Source organism: Chitinophaga silvisoli (genome assembly GCF_003412465.1).
GTDB lineage: Bacteria > Bacteroidota > Bacteroidia > Chitinophagales > Chitinophagaceae > Chitinophaga > Chitinophaga silvisoli.
Genome location: NZ_QTJV01000012.1, coordinates 228,462 through 251,733 on the forward strand (window position 1 = coordinate 228,462; position 23,272 = coordinate 251,733).

General features: G+C 46.2%; 19 protein-coding genes. 11 read left to right on the top strand and 8 right to left on the bottom strand.

Annotated features, from left to right (window positions below):
• Positions 1–471 carry a hypothetical protein gene (locus DXN04_RS27355; RefSeq protein ID WP_116856591.1) on the bottom strand — a complete coding sequence of 157 codons (471 nt, stop codon included), beginning with the start codon at positions 469–471 and terminating at the stop codon, positions 1–3.
• A gap of 224 nt (positions 472–695) precedes the next feature.
• Here DXN04_RS27355 and DXN04_RS27360 point away from each other — a divergent pair, with 224 nt between their 5' ends.
• The 7 genes from DXN04_RS27360 to DXN04_RS27390 all read left to right on the top strand — a co-directional run bounded on the left by DXN04_RS27360 (position 696) and on the right by DXN04_RS27390 (position 12,009).
• Positions 696–2,114, top strand: a complete 1,419-nt coding sequence (locus DXN04_RS27360) for an arylsulfatase (RefSeq protein ID WP_233525697.1) — start codon at positions 696–698, stop codon at positions 2,112–2,114.
• Positions 2,115–2,121: 7 nt separating this feature from the next.
• Positions 2,122–4,806 (top strand): glycosyl hydrolase, encoded by a 2,685-nt coding sequence (locus DXN04_RS27365; protein WP_116856592.1) that lies wholly within the window; start codon positions 2,122–2,124, stop codon positions 4,804–4,806.
• A 217-nt stretch (positions 4,807–5,023) separates the two neighbouring features.
• The gene (locus DXN04_RS27370) at positions 5,024–6,382 is read left to right on the top strand and encodes a 3' terminal RNA ribose 2'-O-methyltransferase Hen1 (protein WP_116856633.1); all 1,359 of its coding nucleotides are present in this window, start codon (positions 5,024–5,026) and stop codon (positions 6,380–6,382) included.
• Between the two features lie 6 nt (positions 6,383–6,388).
• Entirely contained in the window at positions 6,389–8,932 is a 2,544-nt protein-coding gene (locus DXN04_RS27375; protein WP_116856593.1) for a polynucleotide kinase-phosphatase, read from the top strand.
• An 89-nt stretch (positions 8,933–9,021) separates the two neighbouring features.
• Positions 9,022–9,882, top strand: a complete 861-nt coding sequence (locus tag DXN04_RS27380; protein WP_116856594.1) for an ADP-ribosylglycohydrolase family protein — start codon at positions 9,022–9,024, stop codon at positions 9,880–9,882.
• Positions 9,883–9,977: 95 nt separating this feature from the next.
• Positions 9,978–10,880 (top strand): AraC family transcriptional regulator, encoded by a 903-nt coding sequence (locus tag DXN04_RS27385; protein ID WP_116856595.1) that lies wholly within the window; start codon positions 9,978–9,980, stop codon positions 10,878–10,880.
• Between the two features lie 295 nt (positions 10,881–11,175).
• Complete coding sequence (locus DXN04_RS27390) at positions 11,176–12,009, top strand: SDR family NAD(P)-dependent oxidoreductase (RefSeq protein WP_116856596.1); 834 nt, start codon at positions 11,176–11,178, stop codon at positions 12,007–12,009.
• Between the two features lie 25 nt (positions 12,010–12,034).
• Here DXN04_RS27390 and DXN04_RS36010 read toward each other — a convergent pair whose 3' ends face one another.
• Complete coding sequence (locus DXN04_RS36010; RefSeq protein WP_233525698.1) at positions 12,035–12,259, bottom strand: hypothetical protein; 225 nt, start codon at positions 12,257–12,259, stop codon at positions 12,035–12,037.
• 40 nt (positions 12,260–12,299) lie between these two features.
• Here DXN04_RS36010 and DXN04_RS27400 point away from each other — a divergent pair, with 40 nt between their 5' ends.
• Complete coding sequence (locus DXN04_RS27400; RefSeq protein ID WP_116856597.1) at positions 12,300–13,109, top strand: SDR family oxidoreductase; 810 nt, start codon at positions 12,300–12,302, stop codon at positions 13,107–13,109.
• A gap of 159 nt (positions 13,110–13,268) precedes the next feature.
• Here DXN04_RS27400 and DXN04_RS27405 read toward each other — a convergent pair whose 3' ends face one another.
• Positions 13,269–13,850 carry a TetR/AcrR family transcriptional regulator gene (locus tag DXN04_RS27405; protein WP_116856598.1) on the bottom strand — a complete coding sequence of 194 codons (582 nt, stop codon included), beginning with the start codon at positions 13,848–13,850 and terminating at the stop codon, positions 13,269–13,271.
• A 73-nt stretch (positions 13,851–13,923) separates the two neighbouring features.
• Here DXN04_RS27405 and DXN04_RS27410 point away from each other — a divergent pair, with 73 nt between their 5' ends.
• From DXN04_RS27410 to DXN04_RS27420, 3 genes are all read left to right on the top strand, one after another.
• On the top strand, positions 13,924–14,742 hold the full coding sequence (locus DXN04_RS27410) for an SDR family oxidoreductase (protein WP_116856599.1): 819 nt from the start codon (positions 13,924–13,926) through the stop codon (positions 14,740–14,742).
• Positions 14,743–15,101: 359 nt separating this feature from the next.
• Positions 15,102–16,859: an ABC transporter ATP-binding protein gene (locus tag DXN04_RS27415; RefSeq protein WP_116856600.1), complete on the top strand. Its 1,758-nt coding sequence runs from the start codon at positions 15,102–15,104 to the stop codon at positions 16,857–16,859.
• Complete coding sequence (locus DXN04_RS27420; protein ID WP_233525699.1) at positions 16,801–18,597, top strand: ABC transporter ATP-binding protein; 1,797 nt, start codon at positions 16,801–16,803, stop codon at positions 18,595–18,597. The genes DXN04_RS27415 and DXN04_RS27420 overlap by 59 nt, the downstream gene beginning before the upstream one ends.
• Before the next feature lie 23 nt (positions 18,598–18,620).
• Here the strand turns inward: DXN04_RS27420 and DXN04_RS27425 are convergent, their stop codons facing one another.
• The 5 genes from DXN04_RS27425 to DXN04_RS27445 all read right to left on the bottom strand — a co-directional run bounded on the left by DXN04_RS27425 (position 18,621) and on the right by DXN04_RS27445 (position 23,240).
• Entirely contained in the window at positions 18,621–19,019 is a 399-nt protein-coding gene (locus tag DXN04_RS27425) for a DUF1634 domain-containing protein (protein WP_116856602.1), read from the bottom strand.
• A gap of 5 nt (positions 19,020–19,024) precedes the next feature.
• Complete coding sequence (locus DXN04_RS27430; RefSeq protein ID WP_116856603.1) at positions 19,025–19,861, bottom strand: sulfite exporter TauE/SafE family protein; 837 nt, start codon at positions 19,859–19,861, stop codon at positions 19,025–19,027.
• A gap of 10 nt (positions 19,862–19,871) precedes the next feature.
• Positions 19,872–20,525 carry a FadR/GntR family transcriptional regulator gene (locus DXN04_RS27435; RefSeq protein ID WP_116856604.1) on the bottom strand — a complete coding sequence of 218 codons (654 nt, stop codon included), beginning with the start codon at positions 20,523–20,525 and terminating at the stop codon, positions 19,872–19,874.
• A gap of 143 nt (positions 20,526–20,668) precedes the next feature.
• Positions 20,669–21,598, bottom strand: a complete 930-nt coding sequence (locus tag DXN04_RS27440; RefSeq protein WP_116856605.1) for an acyl-CoA desaturase — start codon at positions 21,596–21,598, stop codon at positions 20,669–20,671.
• Positions 21,599–21,659: 61 nt separating this feature from the next.
• Positions 21,660–23,240 carry a TPM domain-containing protein gene (locus DXN04_RS27445; protein WP_116856606.1) on the bottom strand — a complete coding sequence of 527 codons (1,581 nt, stop codon included), beginning with the start codon at positions 23,238–23,240 and terminating at the stop codon, positions 21,660–21,662.
• Positions 23,241–23,272: the final 32 nt, after the last annotated feature.

A 23,272-nucleotide genomic window follows, 5' to 3' on the forward strand; every position in this document is an offset into this window, starting at 1 on the left:
TTACTTCCTTAACACTTTTTCCAGCTCATATAATCTTCTCCTTAACTCGGTCAGCTCTACTTCCAGCAGATCCACCTTTTCGCTCAACAGGTATTGGTTGTAATCTGAGATAATAGACAGCTCTCTGAGCTTGGGAAACAGATCGTGTTTAAAGAAATGAAGGCCGGTTTCTTCCCCGAAAAACTCGTGGGCAGTTTTGGTCATATGATTGTAGAGACAGTAGCGGAGACCGTCGGAACTATGCGTCCATGGACTAATGTACAGTAATTCCCAATTGTTGATCCGCAGTAATTCCACCTCTCCTTTTGTGTTTACAAATTGATAAGTCGTAGACTCTACATAGCCATTCGGTTTCAGTGTATCCGTTGTCATCAGTATGTAGGAATATTCCGGAAGTATAGAGACCGATTCCAGGGAATGTAGGGGACTGTAACTACCATCTCCAAATATTGCATAGTATCTCACCATCATTTTCTATTGATTTAAATCATTCACATAACCTCTATAAACCTTGACACTGAGGGCGATATGAATTTAATACAATTGAAACGAAAATATACCAAATATAAAAAAAGTATCTGATACGGTACCTTTCTGATCAAATTATTTACAATTCTGGACTGAAACCACTCATAAATTATTAGTCTATCATTTTGGTAGGTTTTTGTACATTAGCCCATTGAACTTAAGAAACTATGCAACGTCGCTTTTACAAAATCCTCTTGTCAGGCTGGCTGCTTACCAGCTCCATAGCCGCCATGGCACAGCAAAAGAAACATTCTGACCGGCCCAATATTATTTTTATTCTGGCAGATGATCTGGGTTATGGCAACCTGACATCCTTTAACCCCAGGAGTCCAATTCCTACTCCTAATATAGACCGGCTTGGGACGGAAGGAATCCGTTTCACCCGCTTTTATTCCGGCAATACAGTCTGTGCGCCATCCCGTGCGGCCTTACTAACGGGAAAGAATATGGGACATGCCTACATCCGCGGCAATACCCGTCTTCCATTACGGCCCCAGGATAGTACCATGGCCCAGGTGCTGCAGCAAAACGGCTATGCTACCGGCATGTTCGGTAAATGGGGCTTAGGCGAGATGGGTACGACGGGTTCTCCTGAAATTAAAGGTTTCGATGAGTTTTATGGTTACCTGAACCAGGGCCATGCACATGATTATTATACCAATTACCTCTACCAGGTAAAGGCGGGTAAGATCAGTAAAATTCCGCATGATACCAGTGTGTATACCCATGATGAGATCATGGAACATGCCTATTCTTTTATCAATGAAAATAAGGACAAACCATTCTTTCTATACCTTTCTATTACCATTCCCCATGCGGAACTGGTACCTCCGCAGAAAGATCTGCAGGCCTGGCTGAACCCGGACGGTAGTTCCAAACTGGCACCTGAAACCCCCTATGCCCAAAACGGGGGCACTTATCGCAGCCAGCAATACCCCCATGCTGCCTTTGCTGCTATGGTGAGTAAGCTGGATCAGAATGTAGGGCAGATCCAGGCGCTCATTAAGCAACTGGGGCTGGATGATAATACTTATATCTTCTTTACCAGTGACAACGGGCCTCATAAGGAAGGAGGTGCGGACCCTGCATACTTTGATAGTAATGGTCCGCTGAAGGGACTGAAGCGTGACCTGTATGAAGGCGGAATCCGTGTACCGTTGCTGGTTAGGGCACCGGGGCATATCCCGGCAGGTAAAGTGAGTGATGAGGAATGGGCGTTCTGGGACATCCTGCCTACTTTCAGTGCCCTCACAAAGTCCAGGAGCCTGAGCGGGATCGATGGCCTGAATTATGCAGCGGCCCTGGAAGGCAAAAAGCCTGCAAAGACCCATGATTACTTATACTGGCAGTTTAACGAAGGCTATATCCAGGAGGCGGTATTGCAGGGTGACTGGAAGTTAATCCGCTTCAAATACAAAGGAAAGCCGGAAAGATTTGAATTGTACAATATAGTTGACGATATTGGAGAGACAAAAGACCTTGCTGCTGAAAACCCGGCTAAAGTGAAGGCCTTGAAAGCCATCATGGCGAAGGCGAAAACCCCGGCAGAGAATAAGGAATTTGACTGGTCTGATACCGAGAAATAAACAATATATGCATCCACGTTTTTACAGGCTGGCTGCCATTGGCCTGCTCCTTTGCGCCTTTAAGGCTACTGCACAAACACCTGTATGGCCTTCTATAAAGAAGGAAACAAAACCATGGACCCGCTGGTGGTGGATGGGAAGCGCTGTAGATAGCGTGGGATTGACCAATGCACTGAATACCTACAATGAAGTAGGCTTCGGGGGTGTTGAAATAGCGCCTATCTATGGGGCGAAAGGGTTTGAGTCAAAGTATGTGGACTTTTTGTCCCCGCAATGGATGCATTTATTAGATATTACGACCACACAGGCATCCCGTTTACATATGGGCGTAGACCTTACCACGGGTACCGGCTGGCCTTTTGGCGGGCCACAGATCGATCTGTCGCATGCTGCAGCAAAGATGGAGGTGAAGGTATTGCGGCAATATATAGACCTGGCGCTGCCTGAAAAAATCGATACGACGATTGGTACCCTGCAGGCATTGGTAGCTTATAAGGGCCTGACACCGGAGCCTATACTGGATAAGGTGAAGGATGGCACCCTGCATTGGGAGCATCCTGCCGGAAATATAAGTGTGTATGCATTGTATAGCAGTCATACGAAGCAAAAGGTAAAGCGGGCGGCACCGGGTGGTGAGGGCTATACCCTGGATCATCTGTCCCGCGAGGCTGTTCAGGTTTACCTGCATCGTTTTGACACGGCTTTCAGGGGGAAAGTGCCTGCTATCAGGGCATTTTATAATGATAGTTACGAGGTGTATGGGGCCGACTGGACTCCGGCCTTTTTGCCGGAGTTTAAGCGCAGACGGGGCTATGATCTCACCCAATTTATCAGGGAGTTTAGTTCCGGAAGAATTTCAGATACAATTGCCCGTGTAAAATCCGATTACAGGGAGACCATGGCGGAGTTGCTGCTGGACAATTTTACAAAACCATGGACGCAGTGGGCGCATGATTATCATCGTCTTACTAAAAACCAGGCTCATGGCTCGCCAGGGAACCTGATTGATTTATATGCAACGGTGGATATCCCTGAATGTGAGACCTTTGGATCTACGTATTTTCCTATACCAGGACTGCGCAGGGATAGTGCGGATATCAGGAATGTGAGTCCGGATCCGATCATGATGCAATTTGCCACTTCAGCGGGGCATATAGCGGGGCATCCGCTCATTTCGAGCGAGACGTTTACATGGCTGACAGAGCATTTTAAAACATCTTTATCACAGTGTAAACCGGAGGTGGAGCAGGCATTCCTGGCGGGGGTAAATCATGTGTTTTATCATGGTACGACTTATTCACCGAAGGAAGTGCCATTTCCCGGATGGTTGTTTTACGCATCAGTGAATTTTGTGCCGGCAAATAGCTGGTGGTCGCATTTACCAGGGTTGAACGAATACATTACGCGGGTGCAGTCTGTTTTGCAGGCGGGTAAGCCTGATAATGATCTGATGGTTTACTGGCCGGTTTATGATACCTGGCATGATGCGGAGGGAATGGAAATGCCATTGTCTGTGCATCACATAGATAAGTGGTTGTATCCAACAGCGTTTTATAAGCAGGTAATGGGATTGCAGCGGGCAGGATTTACGCTGGATTTTGTGTCGGATAACTGGATTGGAAAGACATCGGGCTACAAGGCATTGATTATCCCCAAGGCGCACCTGATGCCGATAGCTACCCTGCAAAAGGTTATTGCGCTTGCGCGAAGTGGGACGACGGTGATCTTTGAGGCATTGCCTGAGGATGTGCCGGGAATGAATGACCTGGATGCTAAGAGAAAGGAGTTTCAATCGCTGCTGGGAACTTTGAGAGGGGAGAAAAATATCATCATTACTGCGGATGTGCAGGGTGCCTTGCATCAGGTTGGGGTGCGGCGGGAAGCATTGACAGATGCTGGATTGAAGTTCATCCGCCGGAAAGATGGGAAGGATACCTGGTATTATCTGGTGAATCATACGGCGGGGAAAATTGCCAGTTTGATTCCTGTAAATCATCGTTTATCCCGTGTGTTTATACTGGATCCATTGCGGGGAGATAGCGGGCTGGCGGAGATCGCGCAAACTGATAGTACTACGCTGGTGAAAGTGGAGCTGGCAGCGGGAGAGTCTGTCATTCTAAAAACAATAGCTGATGCACCCAAAAATGAAAAGAATGGTTTTCCTGATTGGGTATATTTGAATAAAGCGGAGACACCGATTGTGTTGCAAGGCCCCTGGCAATTAGCATTCAAAGATGGTGGACCATTTATCCCCGCTGCTGTAAGACTGGATAGTTTAGTGGATTGGACGACATTGCCTGATACAACCCTGCGTTCTTTTTCAGGGAAAGGAGTGTATACTGGCAGTTTCCGCTTATCTGCGAAGAAAGCGAAAGAATATTTGCTGCAATTTGATCAGGTGCATGAGAGTGCCCATATATGGATCAATGGTAAGGATGCCGGGATTGTGTGGAGTATTCCATATACATTAAGGATAGGGAAGTACCTGCGTGCAGGAAGAAATGAGATCCGTATTGAAGTGGCAAACCTGATGGCGAATCATATCAGGTATATGGACCAGCACCACATACCCTGGCGGCAGTATCATGAAATTAATTTTGTGAATATAAATTATAAGGATTTTGATGCGGCTGGTTGGAAGGTACAGGCTTCGGGCCTGCTGGGAAAGGTAAGCATTACGCCATATAATTAATGGCAGGGCATAGCGGCCTAAATCCTTGCGAGCCGGGTTCCGCGCTTGTATCAAAAGGAATTGACGGCGTTTGGCATTCAATAAAAAGAATTTCTCTTCCATCAGGGATCCGGGTTACATCCCGGAAACTTTACTTTTGATACATCTTTATTTTTACCTGCGCAGATACCCTTCACACATACTTCTGAAATTTGCCAGTATAATTTATATTGCAAATATGTTATTGACTATCACAAACTCACGCTACCCCGCTACCGACCTGAGTTTCTTACTGCACAAACACCCCGCTAAAGTACAATCTGTAGAGGTGATGAACGGTAAAGCCCATGTCTTCTACCCCGAGGCAGGCGATGAAAAATGTACCTGCGCAATATTGCTGGATATGGATCCTGTTGGGCTGGTCAGGAACAGTGATGCCAACTCCTTTGCATTGGACCAATACGTCAACGATCGCCCTTACGTGGCTTCCTCATTTATGAGCAGCGCCATTTCAAAGGGCTTTAGTTCCGCATTGAATGGAAATTGTAAAGAAAAGCCGGAACTGGTGAGCATCCCGCTTCAACTGGAAGTACAAATTTCCGTTCTCTCCATCAGGGGCGGTGAAGAACTTCTGCAGCAACTTTTTCAGCCACTGGGCTACGAAATCATTGCTATCCGGCACCCCCTGGACCCGCATTTCCCCGAATGGGGCAATAGCCGGTACTTTACAGTTACCCTGAAGAATGAAATTACTTTACAGGCATTGCTTTCTCATCTATATGTATTGATCCCGGTCATGGACAATGAAAAACATTACTGGGTAAACGAAGAAGAAGTCACAAAGCTCATGAATAAAGGGAAAGGCTGGCTGGAAAACCATCCTTCCCGGGAAATAATAGTGCGCAGATACCTGCGTCATCAGCGTAAACTTTCTGATAATGCGTTGGCGGCAATGACTGTATCGGAGGATGCTCCTTTACCTGAAAAGGCAGCCAGGCAAAAGCTCCATGATGTAAGGTTACAGGCAGTCAGTGATGAAATTGCCCGCCTGAATGTTACCTCAGTCATTGACCTGGGCTGTGGAGAAGGCCGCCTTATCAAACTCCTGCTTGAAAATAAACAATTACAGCGGATCACGGGTATGGACGTTTCGTCTCACAGTCTTGAAGTGGCTGCCAGTAGACTCAAACTGGACAAAATGATAGAAAGTCAGCGTAAACGGATCCAGCTTATACAGGGTTCACTGACTTACAAAGACAGGCGTTTGCATGGCTATGATGTAGCTGCGATGGTAGAAGTAATAGAGCACCTTGACGAGGACCGGCTGCTGGCCATGGAGAAAAACCTATTCAATGAAATACAGCCCAATACAGTGGTGCTGACAACACCTAACAAAGACTGGAACCTGACTTTTACAACAGATGAAAATATGCTGCGGCATTCTGATCACAGGTTTGAATGGAGCCGTGCAGCATTTAATGCATGGTGTGAGCATATCAGAGACGTGTATAAATATACTTATGAAATAAAGCCACTGGGTGAGGAGATCGAAGCAGTAGGCGCACCCAGCCAGATGGCTGTTTTCTCAAAACAATAAAGCATTATGACATTAAATTTTCCGGAACTTTCCCTGGTAGTATTAGTCGGCGCATCAGGATCAGGGAAGAGTACCTTTGCAAAGAAATGGTTCAGGCCTTCAGAGATCGTCAGCAGTGACGCAATTCGTCTGATGCTGAGCAACGATGAAAATACCCCTGGCATCTCAGAGGATGCATTTGAACTTTTGCACCTCATAATCGCCAAAAGGCTGAAGAGAGGCTTGCTCACGGTAGTAGATGCGACCAATGTAAATTCACAATACAGGAAGCAACTGGTGGCGCTGGCACGGGAATACCATGTATTGCCGGTGGCGATCATTATGAATATGTCTGACAGGGTATGTCAGGACAGGAATAAAACACGTACTGACAGGGTCCTGGCCCCCCGCGTGATCAAAGGCCAGATGGCTACTTTGAAAAGTGGGATCCACAAGATCAGGGAGGAAGGATTCAGGAGGCATTTTGAGTTCCGTACACCGGAGGCGGTGGAGGATATTACTGAAATTATCAGGGAACCGCTCTTCAATGATCTGAAGCATGAAGAAGGGCCTTTTGATATCATTGGCGATGTACATGGTTGTTATGATGAATTGTGTACGCTGCTCACGACCCTGGGTCATACAGTAGATAAAGCGGCGCAGCGTATCACGGCTACGAATGGCAGAAAGCTGATATTCCTTGGTGACCTGGTAGATAGAGGGCCTGCTTCACCGGCGGTATTGAAACTGGTGATGCGGGCGACCGAAGAGAAGCTGGCGCTGTGTGTGCCAGGTAACCATGACAACAAATTGCTCAAGTACCTGACAGGAAGAAATGTATTGTTGCAGCATGGTCTGAAACAAACTGTAGAACAGTTGGAAGGTACCGACCTTGAGTGGATAGAGTCGCTGAAAAAGTGGCTGGATGGACTGGTGAGCCATTATGTACTGGATCATGGTAACCTTGTAGTGGCACATGCGGGTCTGAAGGAAAGCATGCAGGGCAGGGGCTCCGGAGCAGTGAGAGAATTCTGCCTGTATGGTGAAACTACCGGTGAAACCGATGAATTCGGGTTACCTGTGCGTTACAACTGGGCAGCTAATTACAATGGAAAAGCAGCGGTGATCTATGGTCATACGCCGGTAGTACGTCCTGAATGGTTTAATAATACGATTGATATAGATACGGGATGCGTGTTTGGCGGTAGTCTGACAGCCTTACGTTATCCTGAAAGGGAATTGGTGAGTGTACCTGCATTGCAGGAATATGCAGTGCCGGCAAGGCCTATCAGGGAATCAATGAATGAACTGAGTTTACAGCAGGAACATGATAATGTGCTGGATATAAATGATGTAATTGGAAAGCAACTGATAGAGACACGCCTGATGAAGAGGATTGGCATCAGGGAAGGGAATGCGGCATCAGCGCTGGAAATAATGAGTCGCTGGGGCGTAAATCCCAAATGGCTGATTTACCTGCCACCTACTATGTCTCCAACTGCTACCAGTGCATTGCCTGATTACCTGGAGCATCCTGCGGAAGCCTTTAAATATTTTAAAGGTGAAGGCGTGAAGAAGGTTGTTTGTGAGGAAAAGCATATGGGCTCCAGGGCGGTGGTAATCGTGTGTAAGAATAGTGAGGTAGTGAGAAAGCGTTTTGGCATCCAGGAAGAGAGTATCGGGATAATCTATACCCGCACCGGTCGTGTATTCTTTGATGATGAATCAATAGAACAGGGATTCCTGAAAAAGATCGCGGATGTAATAACAGAACGTGGTGGCTGGGAAACCTATGACACGGACTGGTTTTGTTTAGATTGTGAGTTGATGCCATGGAACCTGAAGGCACAGCAGTTGCTCCGTAACCAGTATGGTGCAACGGGTGCTGCGGGCAGGTATGCAATGCAGGGAGCGATAGCAAGCCTGGAGCAGGCGGCAACAAATCCGGCGGCCTTGCCTTTGCTGAGAGAGTATAGAGAGAGGGCGGCCATGGTAGACCAGTTTACGACAGCTTACAGGCAGTACTGCTGGGAAGTGAGGGGAATGGAAGATTACCAGCTGGCACCGTTTCATTTGCTGGCAACGGAAGGGAAGACGTATTTTGATAAGGATCATGAGTGGCATATGGAGCAGCTGGCGGTGTTTGCGGGCGGAGAAGGGAATCCTGTTATAGCGACTAAATATCAGGTGGTGGACCTGGAAGATGAGGCAGGTGTGTTAGCGGCTACTGAGTGGTGGCATGCTATGACGAATAATGGAGGAGAAGGGATGGTAGTGAAGCCGTATGACTTTATAACGATGAATGAGAAGTTCTTTGTGCAGCCGGCAGTGAAGGTGAGAGGGAAGGAGTATTTGAGGATTATTTACGGGCCGGAGTATACGTTGGAGAGGAATTTGGTGAGGTTGAAGGAGAGGGGATTGAGTACGAAGCGGATCATGGCGCAGAAGGAGTTTGCGTTAGGAGTGGAGGCGCTGGAGCGATTTGTAGGGAAGGTGCCCTTGAGTAAGGTGCATCAGTGTGTGTTTGGCGTGTTGGCGATGGAGAGTGAGGCGGTGGATCCGAGGTTGTAGAATGATGCTGTTGTTTGTTCGATTGTGAGGTGTGATGATGAAAAAGTAAGAACCTGCTGAAATTGCAAACCTGAGATTATAAACTAACAATGCAGATAACAGATCGATTTAAAGGCTGTATTATCGGTGGGGCCATCGGCGATGCCTGGGGAAGTGCCTGGGAGTTTGATCAACAGAAAGATGATAAGGCAACCTGGTACTGGGGTAAAAAGCCCGAACCCGATCGCAGTTGGAAATTGACGGATGATACACAACTTACACTGGCAACGTGTGAGATATTAGGGATGCACAGGAAAATTGAGCCTGCCAGACTGGCGGCTCATTTTCTATTGTATTATAAGGAGGGACGATTGAATGGAGTGGGAGCAAGTACATTGAAGGCGCTCCGGGATTTGGAAGCTGGGATACCCTGGCAATACGCAGGTCGTGGTGGGGAGTATGCTGCTGGTAATGGTGCAGCCATGCGGATAGCACCTTTGGCGTTTTGTGACATAAGCAGGGAAGGCATTTTTGACGTTTGCAGAATTACGCATCAGCACACGGAAGCTTATGCAGGGGCATTGGGAGTGGTATTGGCTATTCGGGCTATCATAGAAGGGAAAGATGTATGGGAAGTGCTTATTGACCAGTTGCCGGATACCATGGTGCGTGACAGGATTGTAGCAATAAGGGAATGTAGAGATATTAGAACTGCAGCTGTGTTAGGATGTAATGGGTATGTAGTGAATTCGGTGCCATTCGCCATTTTTGCGGCTACGCGGGAAGGAGCAGTAGAACAGATGTATGCGGAAATAATAGCTGCGGGTGGAGACACAGATACTAATGCATCAATCGCAGGCCAGATCAAGGGAGCGGAAATCGGGATTAATGCCATACCTCAAGGATTGCAGGAAAAACTTAAAAAATTGAAGGAGTATGAGTGGATGCAGCAGATTATTGAGTCTTTTTAAATTAAGAAACCCCAATTTTTATCCGCTTCAAACCTTACCAGGTTAAAATAATCTCAATTGTGATTCATTCTGTTTGAATTTCGTAACTTCGCCTTATGACAAACAGGGAATCTCTCGAAGAATTTTACCAACATAAATTTAACTGGCTGCCTGATAACCTGAAACAGGATATCGGGCATTTTAACGTGTTTAGAATCGAAGACACTTTAAACCCCGGTGGTACCCCTATCCACTATGCCCGCCGCGATTTTTACAAGATCAGCCTGGTCAGGGGCCGCACTGTCTATCATTATGCCGATAAAAGTATTGAAGCAGACGGGACTGCCCTCATGTTCTTCAACCCCAATGTACCTTACACTTATGAGTCTTTAAAAGATGACCGGTCCGGCTACTTCTGTATCTTCAAAGAATCCTTCTTTACCGAATCATTGAGAACCAACATCAATGAATTGCCTATGTTTGCCACCGGCAGTAAACCCGCCTACATGCTGAATAAAACCCAGGATAAGCATGTCAGTGCCATCTTTAAAAAGATGCTGGAGGAAATCAACTCCGACTATAAATTTAAATATGACCTGCTGCGAAACTATGTGACAGAGATGATCCACTATGCACTGAAAATGCAGCCCTCAGAAATGCTGTACCAGCATACAGACGCTAATGCACGTATTACAGCCATTTTCACAGAATTATTGGAAAGACAATTCCCTATCGAAACACCCCACCAGCGTTTTACAATGCGCTCAGCCAGGGATTTTGCCGATAAGCTGGCAGTACATGTCAATCACCTGAACAGGGCCATCCGGGAGACTACCGGCAAGACCACCACAGATCATATTGCCGAGCGATTATTAGGAGAAGCAAAGGCCTTGCTGAAGCATACCAACTGGAATATTGCAGAGATCAGTTATAGTCTTGGCTTTGAAGAGCCGGCACATTTTAATAATTTCTTTAAGAAGCATACAAGTAGTACGCCTTCGTCTTATCGGGTGGTGTAATGCGTATATTTCAGAGGTGTAATGGATCTTTTTTCAGATGGTGTAATGTATATATCAAGTCGTGTAATTGATATATTTCAGGTGGTGTAATGGATATTTCACTTCGTGTAATGGATATTTCGGGTGGTGTATAGATATATCTTATAATAACTGTATTGTAAAATATTTGCCCCTTGTTTAGGTATAAAATGCCTCTCATCTCCCTTTGTTTGAATTTTGCAATCAATGGTTTGAACCTTGTAATAAGTCACATCCCGCAGCAACCTAATTTTGTCCTATCAAAACAAGCAAAGATATGGACAACAAAAAGACCTGGTTTGTAACGGGGGCCTCCAAAGGGCTGGGCCTCACCCTGGTGAAGCATTTGCTTGCTGCCGGCTATGCTGTGGCAGCCACTTCCCGCAACGCTGCGGCATTAACTGAAGCCGTAGGCAATGACAACACAAACTTCCTCCCACTACAGGTAGACCTCGCTGACGACAAAAGTGTAGCGCAGGCCATTCAATCCACTGTAGACAAATTCGGACGTATAGATGTCGCTGTAAATAATGCCGGCTACGGTATCGGTGGTGGAATAGAAGAACTCTCTGATGCCGCTACCCGCATCAGCTTTGATATCAATGTATTTGGCACATTGAATGTAATCAGGCATGTATTGCCCTTTATGCGCGGGCAGAGGAGTGGGCATATCATCAATATTTCCTCTATCGCAGGTATTTCAGGAAATACAGGCTGGTCGGTTTATGCAGCTGCTAAGTATGCCGTGACCGGACTAACGGATGTATTGGCACAGGATGTAAAAGAGTTTGGTATCAATGTCACTTTAATTGCTCCTGGTGCTTTCAGAACCAGTTTCCTCACTGCTGATTCGTTGGTATTAACAGACACGCCGATTGCTGATTATACAGCTATCAGGGCTTCGCATGCAAAATATGCAAATATGGACGGAGTGCAGCAGGGAGATCCTGACAAAGCAGCCAAAGCGATGATTGAATTAGTGAATATGGCGGAACCACCATTGTATCTCCTGCTGGGTAGTGATGCTTATCAACGTGCTTTAAATAAACTGGATCAATTGGGTACAGCTTTTAAAGCAACTGAGACCCTGACAAAGTCCACTGATTATTAATCAGAAATATCTGGTTAATCCTTTTCTAAAGCCACTCAATCTTTAAAAGTTCATCCTTTAAAAGATCAGTCTTTAAAAGTTCAACCTTTAAAAGTTCAGTCTTTAAAAGATCAGTCTTTAAAAGTTCAACCTTTAAAAGTTCAGTCTTTAAAAGATCAGTCTTTGAAAGATCAACCTTTAAAAGTTCAGTCTTTAAAAGATCAGTCTTTGAAAGATCAACTTTTAAAAGTTCATCCTTTAAAAGATCCATCTTTAAAAATATCAATCTTTAAAAATATCAACCTCTTATTATGAATAAAGTATGGTTTGTAACCGGTGCCTCCAAAGGTTTTGGTCGCATCTTAGTAAAACAGTTATTAGCACAGGGCTATCGCGTCGCAGCTACCTCCCGTGATGTCGCATCCTTAACTGAATTTTCAGGAAATGATTTCCTGCCGCTGACCGTCTCCCTCACAGATGAAGCCAGCGTAAAAGCTGCGATAGACAAGACTATCAGTAAATTCGGGAAAATCGATGTCGTTGTAAATAACGCCGGATACGGACAGGTAGGTGCCCTTGAAGAAGTGAGCGATAAGGATGCCAGGGAGAACTATAATGTAAATGTATTCGGGTTATTAAATGTAATCAGACAGGTGATGCCGCATTTACGTGAGCAGCGCTCCGGCCATATTATCAATATCGCCTCTGTAGGTGGTATGCTCGGTGGTTTCCCTGGTTGGGCCATCTACTGCTCTACCAAATTTGCAGTAGTAGGTTTGACAGAAGGACTCCGTGAAGAAATCAAAGAATTTGGTGTAAAGGCGACAGTAGTTTTACCTGGTTATTTCAGAACCTCCTTCCTGGGCACAGACCTGAGTGTAACCGAAAGTAAATACCAGTCCGTGAAAGACAGCATTCAATGGCATGCTGACCTGGATGGTAAACAGCCCGGTGATCCAGAAAAAGGCGTTGCTGCAATCATCGAAATGTCTAAAAGTGACAATCCTCCATTGAATTTCCTGATTGGAAAAGATGCAACTGAGCTGGTGCCTCAGAAATTGAAATCAATTGAAGCCGAAATCGAAGAATGGAGAGCGGTTTCTGCAAACACAATTTTTTAAACCAGCAATGTACAGGCGCTCAAAACCTGCATAATAAAAATGAGGTAGTAGCAAAAGTAATCTGATGGCATTTAGAATTCAGTAAAATAGAATTCTCCCATCAGGAATCCGGATCAATTACACGGAAACTTTACTTTTGATACAACCTCATTTTTATTATTATGACAACATCTGTATAGTCACCTTAATCACATCATCAAATCCCTTCTTATCCGCCTCAGGAATCTTCGCATACGTACTCAATCCCCACAAGGTATTAATCACAAACCGCGCATATGCCATGGGATTTTGTGCCTTATTAATCTGCCCCGCATCCTGGCCCTTCTTTATCGCCTTTGCAAAGGCCTCTTCCTGCGCCAATCTATTCTCCGTCACAATTTCCGCCACCTCTGCATCACTCATCCCTAATTCAATTTTAGAGTTCACCATCAGGCAGCCCCTGATGCCACCTTCTGCACAACCTTTCTTCGTTGCCAGCAACAATGTTTTGATCGTCTCCATCACATCCTCACTATTCTCCAGCATCGCAATCACTGCTCCTGTCTGCTTCTCCCTATACCGCTTCAGGGCTTTTATAAATAAGGTATGCTTATCGCCAAATGTATCATACAGGCTCGACCTGCTCAGGCCCAATGCATTTAGGATCTCCTGCGGAGAACTGCTGTTATACCCGTTCCGCCAGAAGAATTCCATCGCCTGATCCAGCACTGCTTCCTCATCAAATTGTTTCGTTCTTGCCATAATACCCTAAAGGTAAAAATTATTTGGAACTTTTGTTCCGTTATCTTTACATTTGTGGAACAAAAGTTCCAATATGCAAAAGACAATATTTATCACCGGGGCCAGCTCTGGCCTCGGCAAGCTTACCGCGTGCCATTTCGCCGCTAATGGATGGAATGTAGCCGCTACCATGCGCAGCCCTGAAAAGGAAACCGAACTCACCCAAATAAAAAATATAGCCATCTTCAAACTGGATGTTACCAGTCCCACCCAGGTAAGGGAGGCGGTAGCCGCTGCTATTAACGCCTTTGGTAAGATAGACGTTGTCGTTAACAATGCCGGCGTTGGAGCCTACGGGCCCTTAGAATTTGCAAAAGAGGAAACCATCGACTGGCAATTCAATGTAAACGTCAAAGGTCCCATCCAGGTGATACAGGCCTTTCTGCCACATTTCAGGGAGAACAAAAGTGGTATGTTTATCAATATCAGTTCTTTCATGGGCGTTACTACGGCTGTGCCTGTAGGATCACTTTACAATATGTCTAAATTCGCCCTCGAAGGCCTGACCGAAGGCTTATACTATGAACTGAAACCTTTGGGTATTGAACTCAGGCTGGTAGAGCAGGGGGGATCATCAGGCAATAACTTCAAAGACGCTGTCATTTGGAATGAAAATCCGGCCGTTACAGACTATGATGTTATCACTAACAAAGTGAAATCATTAATGAGCCATACTGACCCGGAATTGTTAGATGATCCTCAAATAATTGTGGACACAATTTATGCATTGGCAACCAAACAAATTCAGCAGTTCAGAACGCTGGTAGGTGCGTCCGGTCAGGGTCTTATGGCAATGCGGAATAGCATGCCAATAGAAAATTACCTCGAAAAAATGGAAAGCTTCTTCGTATAAAATCACACTAAAGTTTGTGTTTTTTTAAACGTAAAAAATACGTAACTTCATTACTCATCAAAGAAAAGGAGGTATTCATGGCATCTACAGTATATTCATGGAAACCTTCAGTTAGTATCGCCTAACTGGGTTGCTCCATCAAAAATAACTGTGACGCGGACGCGTCAAATAATTCCGCTCCGGGCAAAACACCCGGAGCATTTTTTTGCCCTCCATTTCACACTACCAAAAATATTTCCCCAAATCCCCAAATATTTATCAAGTGTTATAAAATATCTCAACTTCTCCTTCGTCTTTCAAATTGGCGTAAATTAGCCGCTGCCACCAGCACATCGGCATATCAACTATTACAAACATCTATGAGGAAAAAAACAAGCCCCCCTGCTGATAAAGCACCGGCCCTTCCTGGTATCACCTCCATCCTGAAGCCCTATAAAGGAATGGTCACCCTGCTGATCTTCCTGGCCCTGCTCAGCAATGGCCTGAACCTGGTATTGCCCTGGCTCATCTCCAGAGGTATCGATGCCTACACAAACGGTCACCTCGACATGTCGGGACTAGTCACCGAATTTGTGCTCGCTGCCGCATGCATCTTCATCTTCACCTACCTCCAGAGCGTTATACAAACCTATACCTCTGAGAAAGTGGCCCGCGAACAGCGCACCAAACTGGCCGACAAAATATCCCGCCAGCAATACGCCGCCATCCAGGCTGCCAACCCATCCAAACTATTGACCAACCTGACCACCGATATTGACACAGTAAAACTGTTCGTATCACAAGGAATCGTGTCCGTGGCTTCCTCCCTTTTTATCATCATCGGAGCCAGCACCCTGCTGCTCGTTATGAACTGGAAACTCGGCCTCTGCGTCATCACCATCATCCCCGTCATCGGCCTCGCCTTTTACATGGTATTGAACAAGGTGCGCAGCATCTTCAAACAAAGTCGTGAGGTCATTGACCGTCTCAATAAAATCATCAACGAAAGCGTCATGGGCGCTGCCCTCATCCGCGTGCTCAACGCACAGCAATATGAATACGACCGCTTCATCGCCCCCAACGGCGAATCCAGGACTCTGGGCATGTCCGTCGTACGCCTCTTTGCGGGCCTGGTGCCAGTCATCTCCTTCATGGCAAATATGTCCCTGCTGGCAATCCTGCTCCTCGGTGGCCATTACGTGATCACCGGCAGCATGTCACTGGGTGAATTAGCGGCGTACAACAGCTATGTTGCCATCCTCATCTTCCCAATCGTTGTAATCGGCTTTATGAGCGGCCTCATTGCCCAATCTGCCGCTTCCTATTCCCGTATTGCCGAAGTGCTTTACGCCCCGGATGCTGTTGATACCGGTACCATACAGCGTACTATTGATGGCGATGTTGCGATGGAAAACATCCACCTGACCCTCGCCGGCAAACCTGTTTTAAAAGACATCTCCTTCAGGGTCAAAGCAGGTACCCGCACTGCCATCATTGGCCCTACCGCTGCGGGCAAAACCCAGTTACTCAACGTGCTCATTGGCCTCCTCAACCCCGATAAAGGAAAGGTGAGCTACGATGGCACCGACCTGAAAGATTACGATAAGGAGCACCTGTTACAACAAATAGGACTCGTATTCCAGGATAGCATCCTATTCAATATGAGTTTAAAAGAAAACATCGCTTTCAATGAAACCGTGAGCGATGCCCTGATGAATAAAGCCATTGCCACCGCAGAACTCAAAGACTTCATCACGACCCTGCCCGAAGGCATGGAAACCATCGTATCCGAACGTGGTACCAGCCTTTCAGGTGGTCAGAAACAACGACTGATGCTGGCAAGAGCCCTCGCCATCAATCCAACCATCCTATTGCTGGATGACTTTACCGCGAGGGTAGACCCCAATACGGAACAGCGCATCCTGCAAAATGTGCAACAAAATTATCCTGACCTGACCCTGATCTCCGTGACACAAAAGATTGCCTCCGCTGTGCACTTTGATCAGATCATCCTGCTGATGGAAGGAGAGGTGATTGCGATCGGTACACACGATGAACTGATGCAATCCTGTCCTGAATATGTGCAGATCTATAACTCTCAACGCAGCACCAGCAACTATGAGCTACAACCTGAATAAACTGGCTGCCGGCCAGGAAACGAAAACCGGTAAAGCCCTCAGGAACTTTTTACCTTATCTGCGGCCAGACCGGAATACACTGTTCGGAGCACTCTTCGCCATCCTGATCAGTACTTCCATGAACCTGTCTATCCCTATCCTGATAGGGCATACGATCGATGTATACGTCACACACAAAGACTATAACGGTGTCCTGCTGTTTTCAGGCATCCTCTTCGGTATATTCCTCATTTCCCTCACTGCCAGCTACTTCCAGACCAGCCTGATGGGAACCGTAGGACAAAATATCCTGTACCGTCTGCGCAATGATGTGTTCAGCCGCTTACAGAAATTACCCATCGCTTTTTTCAACCAGAACAAAGCCGGTGATCTCATTTCACGGATCAATAATGATACGGACAAACTAAACCAGTTCTTTGCTCAATCACTCGTTCAGTTCATCAGTGGTTTTGCCTCTATGATCGGTGCAGCTGTCTTCCTGCTCAGCATCCATTTCACCCTGGGTATTGCTGCTATAGCACCCGCCTTATTGTTGCTGATCATTACCCGGATCACAGGCCCGATCGTGAAGAAAAAGAACGCGGAAAACATGAAGAGCACTGGCGGTATGAGTGCCGAGATCCAGGAGAGCCTGAACAATTTCAAAGTGATCATCGCATTTAACCGTAGGGATTATTTTCGCAAGCGCTTCGATATCGCTAATAAAGAGCAGTATAAAACCGCTGTGACAGCAGGCCTGGTAAATAACTTCTTTATGCCTTTATTCAGCCTTTGTGCGAACCTCGCTCAACTGGCTGTTTTAGCATATGGTATTTACCTCATCTCACAACATGAGTTTACCATAGGTCTGCTCATTAGTTACTTATCTTACTGTACTTATTTCTATAACCCTATGCGCCAGTTCGCCATCCTGTATACCAACTTCCAGGTGGCAATGGCAGGCTGGGACAGGATCTCACACATCCTGAACATGGAGTCAGACCTGCATGTAATACCTGCTGCAAATCAAACAACCAAAGCACCATTACTTGTGTTCAAAGATGTGAACTTCCATTATCCCGATGGTAAAGACATCCTGCACCATATCAGTTTCGAACTGGAAAAAGGAAAGACCTATGCATTGGTAGGACCTACCGGTGGCGGCAAAACCACGACTGCATCCCTGATCGCCAGATTGTTTGATCCTACAGGAGGCGAAGTATTACTGGATGGCAGGGATATCCGCAGCTTTACGGATGAGGAACGTACTCAGAAAATAGGATTCATCCTGCAGGAGCCGTTTTTATTTACGGGCAACATCTATGAGAATATCATCTATGGCAATAAGAAGTACCAGCACTATACCGTTGAACAATTGCTGGAAGTGATCCGTACAACCGGATTGGATACCTTACTCACCCGTTTTGATGGCGGGCTGGAAACACCGGTGCTGAGTAGCGGAGATAGCCTGAGCCTGGGTCAGAAACAGCTCATCGCCTTTATGAGGGCCGTGCTGAGAGAACCTGAATTATTAGTATTGGACGAAGCAACGGCCAATATCGATACCGTAACAGAACAACTCTTAGAAGAGATCTTACAAAAATTACCCTCTCATACTACACGGGTCATCATCGCACATAGATTGAATACTATTGAAAATGCAGATGAGATCTTCTTTATCAATGCAGGAGAAATTGTGCGGGCCGGCTCATTCAGTCATGCCATGAACATGCTGCTGCACCACGAAAGAAATAGCTAAAATAGCCGGCAGGACTGGGAGGATCAACCTCCCAGTCCGCTGAATATGCTAAAGATAATAATACTCAATACCAACAATGTAATCACCACATACAGCTTATCTTTTTCCATTGCAAATGCCACTACTGAAAATGCGATACGTGTGATCGGCGTAGCCAGTAATACCACTACACCCAACTGTATAATCGCCCTACCATCCAGCTGCGCTACACCATGAAAAATACCCGGTAAATGTCTTACATATTCAGGCGCGCCGTTGAATACATGATACTCCGGTGTACCACCACCATAATTCGCTAAGTAGATAATTCCACCTACAAACGCAATCACACTCGCAGTGATCACACCCCAGCGCAATTGTTGCCCGATAAACATCTCCACATCTCTTTCCTGCCAGAATTCTTTTGAAAATAACTGTTTCATCCTGCTTACAATTTACCTGTTAAACCATTATAAATCATCTGTATGGCCAGTGCACTGATCACCACACTAAAGAGCAGTCTCAGTTTCTTCACGTCCATTTTCATCAGCAGCTTCGAACCACCAAAGGCACCTGCCAATACCCCCAGTACTACCGGCATGGCAATGCCCGGATCTATATACCCTCTCTGCAAATACACTACTGCACTCGCTGCTGCTGTAACTCCGATCATAAAATTGCTCGTAGTCGTAGACACTTTGAATGGTATACGCATCACATTGTCCATGGCCAGGACCTTGAGTGCGCCGGAACCAATACCCAGTAAGCCGGATACAATTCCTGCAAGGGTCATGAGAGCATAACCGCCGCCTACACCACGTACCTTGTAAGGCACCATTTCACCGTTGACAGGGTAGGAGTTATTCAGCTTTAGAATGCGGGCCAGTTTGCTGTTGCTGGTATTGTCGCCGTGCTCATTTTTCTTCCGGATCGTCATCGCTGCACTGAATAACAGCACCACCCCGAAAAGGATGGCAACCAGGGATGTCGGTGTATAGATCGCCAGCAAAGCCCCGATGATGGCCCCTGTAGTAGTGGCAATTTCCAGGAACATTCCAATACGTACATTGGTAATACCCTCCTTGATATAGGCTGCCGCAGCCCCTGAGGAGTTAGCAATAGAAGCGACCAGCGAAGCACCTACGGCATAGCGGATGTCTACATGAAATACAAGTGTCAGTAGTGGAATGAGAACCACGCCTCCTCCAAGACCCGTAAGGGAACCCAGCAAACCAGCCATAAAAGCGCCGGCAAGCAGGATTAATGAGAATAATAGTATTGACATGACAATAAGTTTAGAAGTTGGTTTCCAGGATTTGTGTGACTAAATTGGTAGCCGCGGCAGCATCCTGGTTTTGGATGGCAGTCAGTAAACCGGCATGCAGCTGGTGTGTCTGCTGAAACTGCTGTACATGCGGTTTCTCCCGCTGGGAAAAAGATTCGCGGATGACGGAGGTGAAGGTTTGATACAGGTCTGCCAGCACACTGTTATGCGATGCCTGTGCGATCGACTTGTGAAAGCGGATATCGGCATCAGCAGCAGCTTCATAGTCTTCCGACTGAATAGCCTGCCACCTGTCTGCCAGGGCTGCCGAAATGTATTCCAGGTCCTGCTCATCCCTGAAGCGGGTAGCCAGCCGGGCAATTTCTATCTCCAGGAGCGACCTTACCTGGTTCACTTCCAGGCGGGCAGCCCGGCGAAGACGCTTGTCCAGCGGTTCATCGGTTTCAGGGCTGCACACAAAGGTGCCTGCTCCCTGCTGAACCCTGAGGATGCCGGCGTTGGAAAGCGTTTTTATCGCCTCCCTGACGGTAGAGCGCCCTACATGGAAAAGCTCCATCAATACCGGTTCCGGTGGAATCATATCCCCTGGTTTGTACTTGCCCAGCGAGATATCCTGTTGTAATTGGTAGATGACCTTATCTGCCAGCTTGATTGCGTTTGCCATCTTATTTAAACGTCTGATGTTTTACAAAGGTAGGATGTTTGAATGAAACATCAGATGTTTTCTTTTGGGAATTTCAACACAGACAAGGCACAAAAAAACTCCCGCCTTTTTAAGACGGGAGCTGCTACTATTATAAAATAACCTTATTTATTTACTTCCACGGTATTATTAGCAGGGAAACTAGGTTCCAGCTGCTTACCGTTTTCGTTCAAAAAGTTTGAATTCTTCACTTTTTCCGGAACGCCTCTGATGTCCCAAACGATGCCGAATGCGCCTAAAGTCCTGATAATGTAATAGGTAATATCAATTTCCCACCAATAGAAACCTTGTCTTGTAGCACTCTGGTAGTAGTGGTGATTGTTATGCCAGCCTTCACCCAGTGTCAGGAGCGCCAGGATTACGCTGTTCTTGGAGTAATCGCCGGTCTTATATCTTGGCCTGCCTACTTTGTGCATCAGGGAGTTAATGGTAAAGGTAGCATGGTATACGAGGATGGTACTCAGGAAGAAACCAATCCACAGTGTGGAAAGACCCGCATGCCAGTCGAACCAGCCGGTACCGTTGATCTTGTTACCCAGGAAATAGCTGACAACCATCAGCACTAAACCTGGGAACCAGTGGTATTTATTCAACCAGAAAAGTTCAGGTTGTTTGAAATCCTTGATCAGGTCAAAACGGGTTGGTTTATATTCAGGACCCATGATCCAGCCCATGTGTGCATACCAAAAACCGTATACATTTGCTGAGTGGGGATCATCCGGCGTGTCGGAGTGTTTGTGGTGAATTCTGTGATTCGCACCCCACCATAACACACCTTTCTGGAAAGTACTCTGTGCACCACCTGCCAGCACAAACTGAAACCAGCGGGAAGTTTTAAAAGTACGATGAGAAAAATAACGATGATATCCGCCAGTGACAAAAAACATCCTTGTCACATATAAAAATGCGCATAATATCCAGTCGAAGGTTGTTACATGCGTGAAAAATGCCAGAAAAGGCAGTAAGTGCATGCCTAAAAAGTCGATTTGATGCCACCAGTTCGGGCCCTTCCTCAGTTGTTTTTCAGAATTCATAGTACAAAAGTATTTATTTATCCTGATATATATCACTGACCAATATCAGTCTCCGGTCATTTTACCAGCTGCTTGTTGAACCACCTCCGCCAGATGAGCCACCACCCCAGCTTCCACCAGATGAGGAAGAGGAGGAGCTACCTGATGATGAGGAGGAAGAAGAAGAACTTAACCTTGCTATAACAAAGGGTTCTTTTTTAACAAAATTGCAGTATCTGCACTCATAGAACTGGATACCTTCTCCCTGTGATTGTTGGGTGGCCCGCTTCACCGTTTGTGTATGTGTGGCTTCGAATGTTTTGTTATTACATTTCGGGCAGGTGGTCACTTTGGTATAGATACTATCATAGCCGATTGCCTTGTGCGTATCACAGCTTTTACAATACCATACATCGTAAATCACCGATCCTACTTTCTCTTCCGCCGCCTGGATCTTGTTCAGGAACGGTTTCTTCTTATTCCTGTTCAGCAGGGTCATAGGTTGCGAACAGGTCTCGCAGTCATAAGGCTGGTAACGCAGTTTTTTCATGCGTGCCTCATGCCAGCGATAATAAGCGAGGAAGGGCAGCGGAAATACAAATGCCGTATAAAGCAGGTTCTTATGCGCGATGTTCAGGGATTCATAACGTTGATGCCTGTCGGCACCTTCCAGTCTCTTTTCTCTTGCATTCACCAGGCTATACCTATAAGCAAGGTACACTAGCCATGCACCATAGCAGAGTCCAATGGTGGTCCAGATGGTATAGGGAATGTTCAGCCCGAAACTCAGTGCCAGCATAATAATAGCTGGTACAAAGAAGATAAAACATCTGGCCAGCCAGGTAGTCCTGTACAGGTCATCTTTATGTTTATTGCCTTTCAGCACACCAAAGGTAATCGCACTAAAAATGATATAGAATATATAGAAGATAAAGGTACCTAAGCCCGGGCGTGAAATGCTGCTTGCTTCACCGGCATACTGTGGCACTGCCTCAGGTGCTGTAGCACTATCTGCTGCTGCATAGGGCGATGCCTCCCCAACAAATGGCTGACCTGCTTCTGCTACTTCTGAAGTGGAATCACCGGCTGCCAAAGGAGTTGGCTCAACAGCTGTGTCTACAGTCAGGTCCCCGTTGTCCGCTACTGTTACAGTGCCTTCAGGATTGGTCAATACCTGTGCTACCGCCTCCAGACCTTTTAATAAACCTGCATCATAATCATCTTTCTTAAAATAAGGCAGCATCACTGCCTGCTGTATACGGAAACAGATTACATCGGGCAGATCGCCTTCCAATCCATATCCCGTTTCAAACCTGATCTTGTGCTGGTCTTTTACCAGCAGCACAACCAAACCATTGTTGGTTTCCTTATTGCCGGGTTTCCAGGTGCTAAAGATGTTGTGCGATACATCTTCAATGACCTGGCTACCGATACTGTTCAGCAATACAACCGCAATCTGCGCCTTGCCTGCCTGGTCCAGTTTCCCAAGCATGTCATTCAGCTGTGCAGTGGCACTCTCTGAAATAATGTGATCCGGGTTGCTCACGTAGCCGCCCTGTTTCATAGGATCAGGTATTTCTTCGGCGTAATTATGCTTTTTAGAAGTACACTGTACCAGTAGCAGGAGCAGTAAAACGAAAAGCTGACATTTTCTGTTTCTCATGATGAGTTCAAAAGTAAAAAAAATAAGTGATC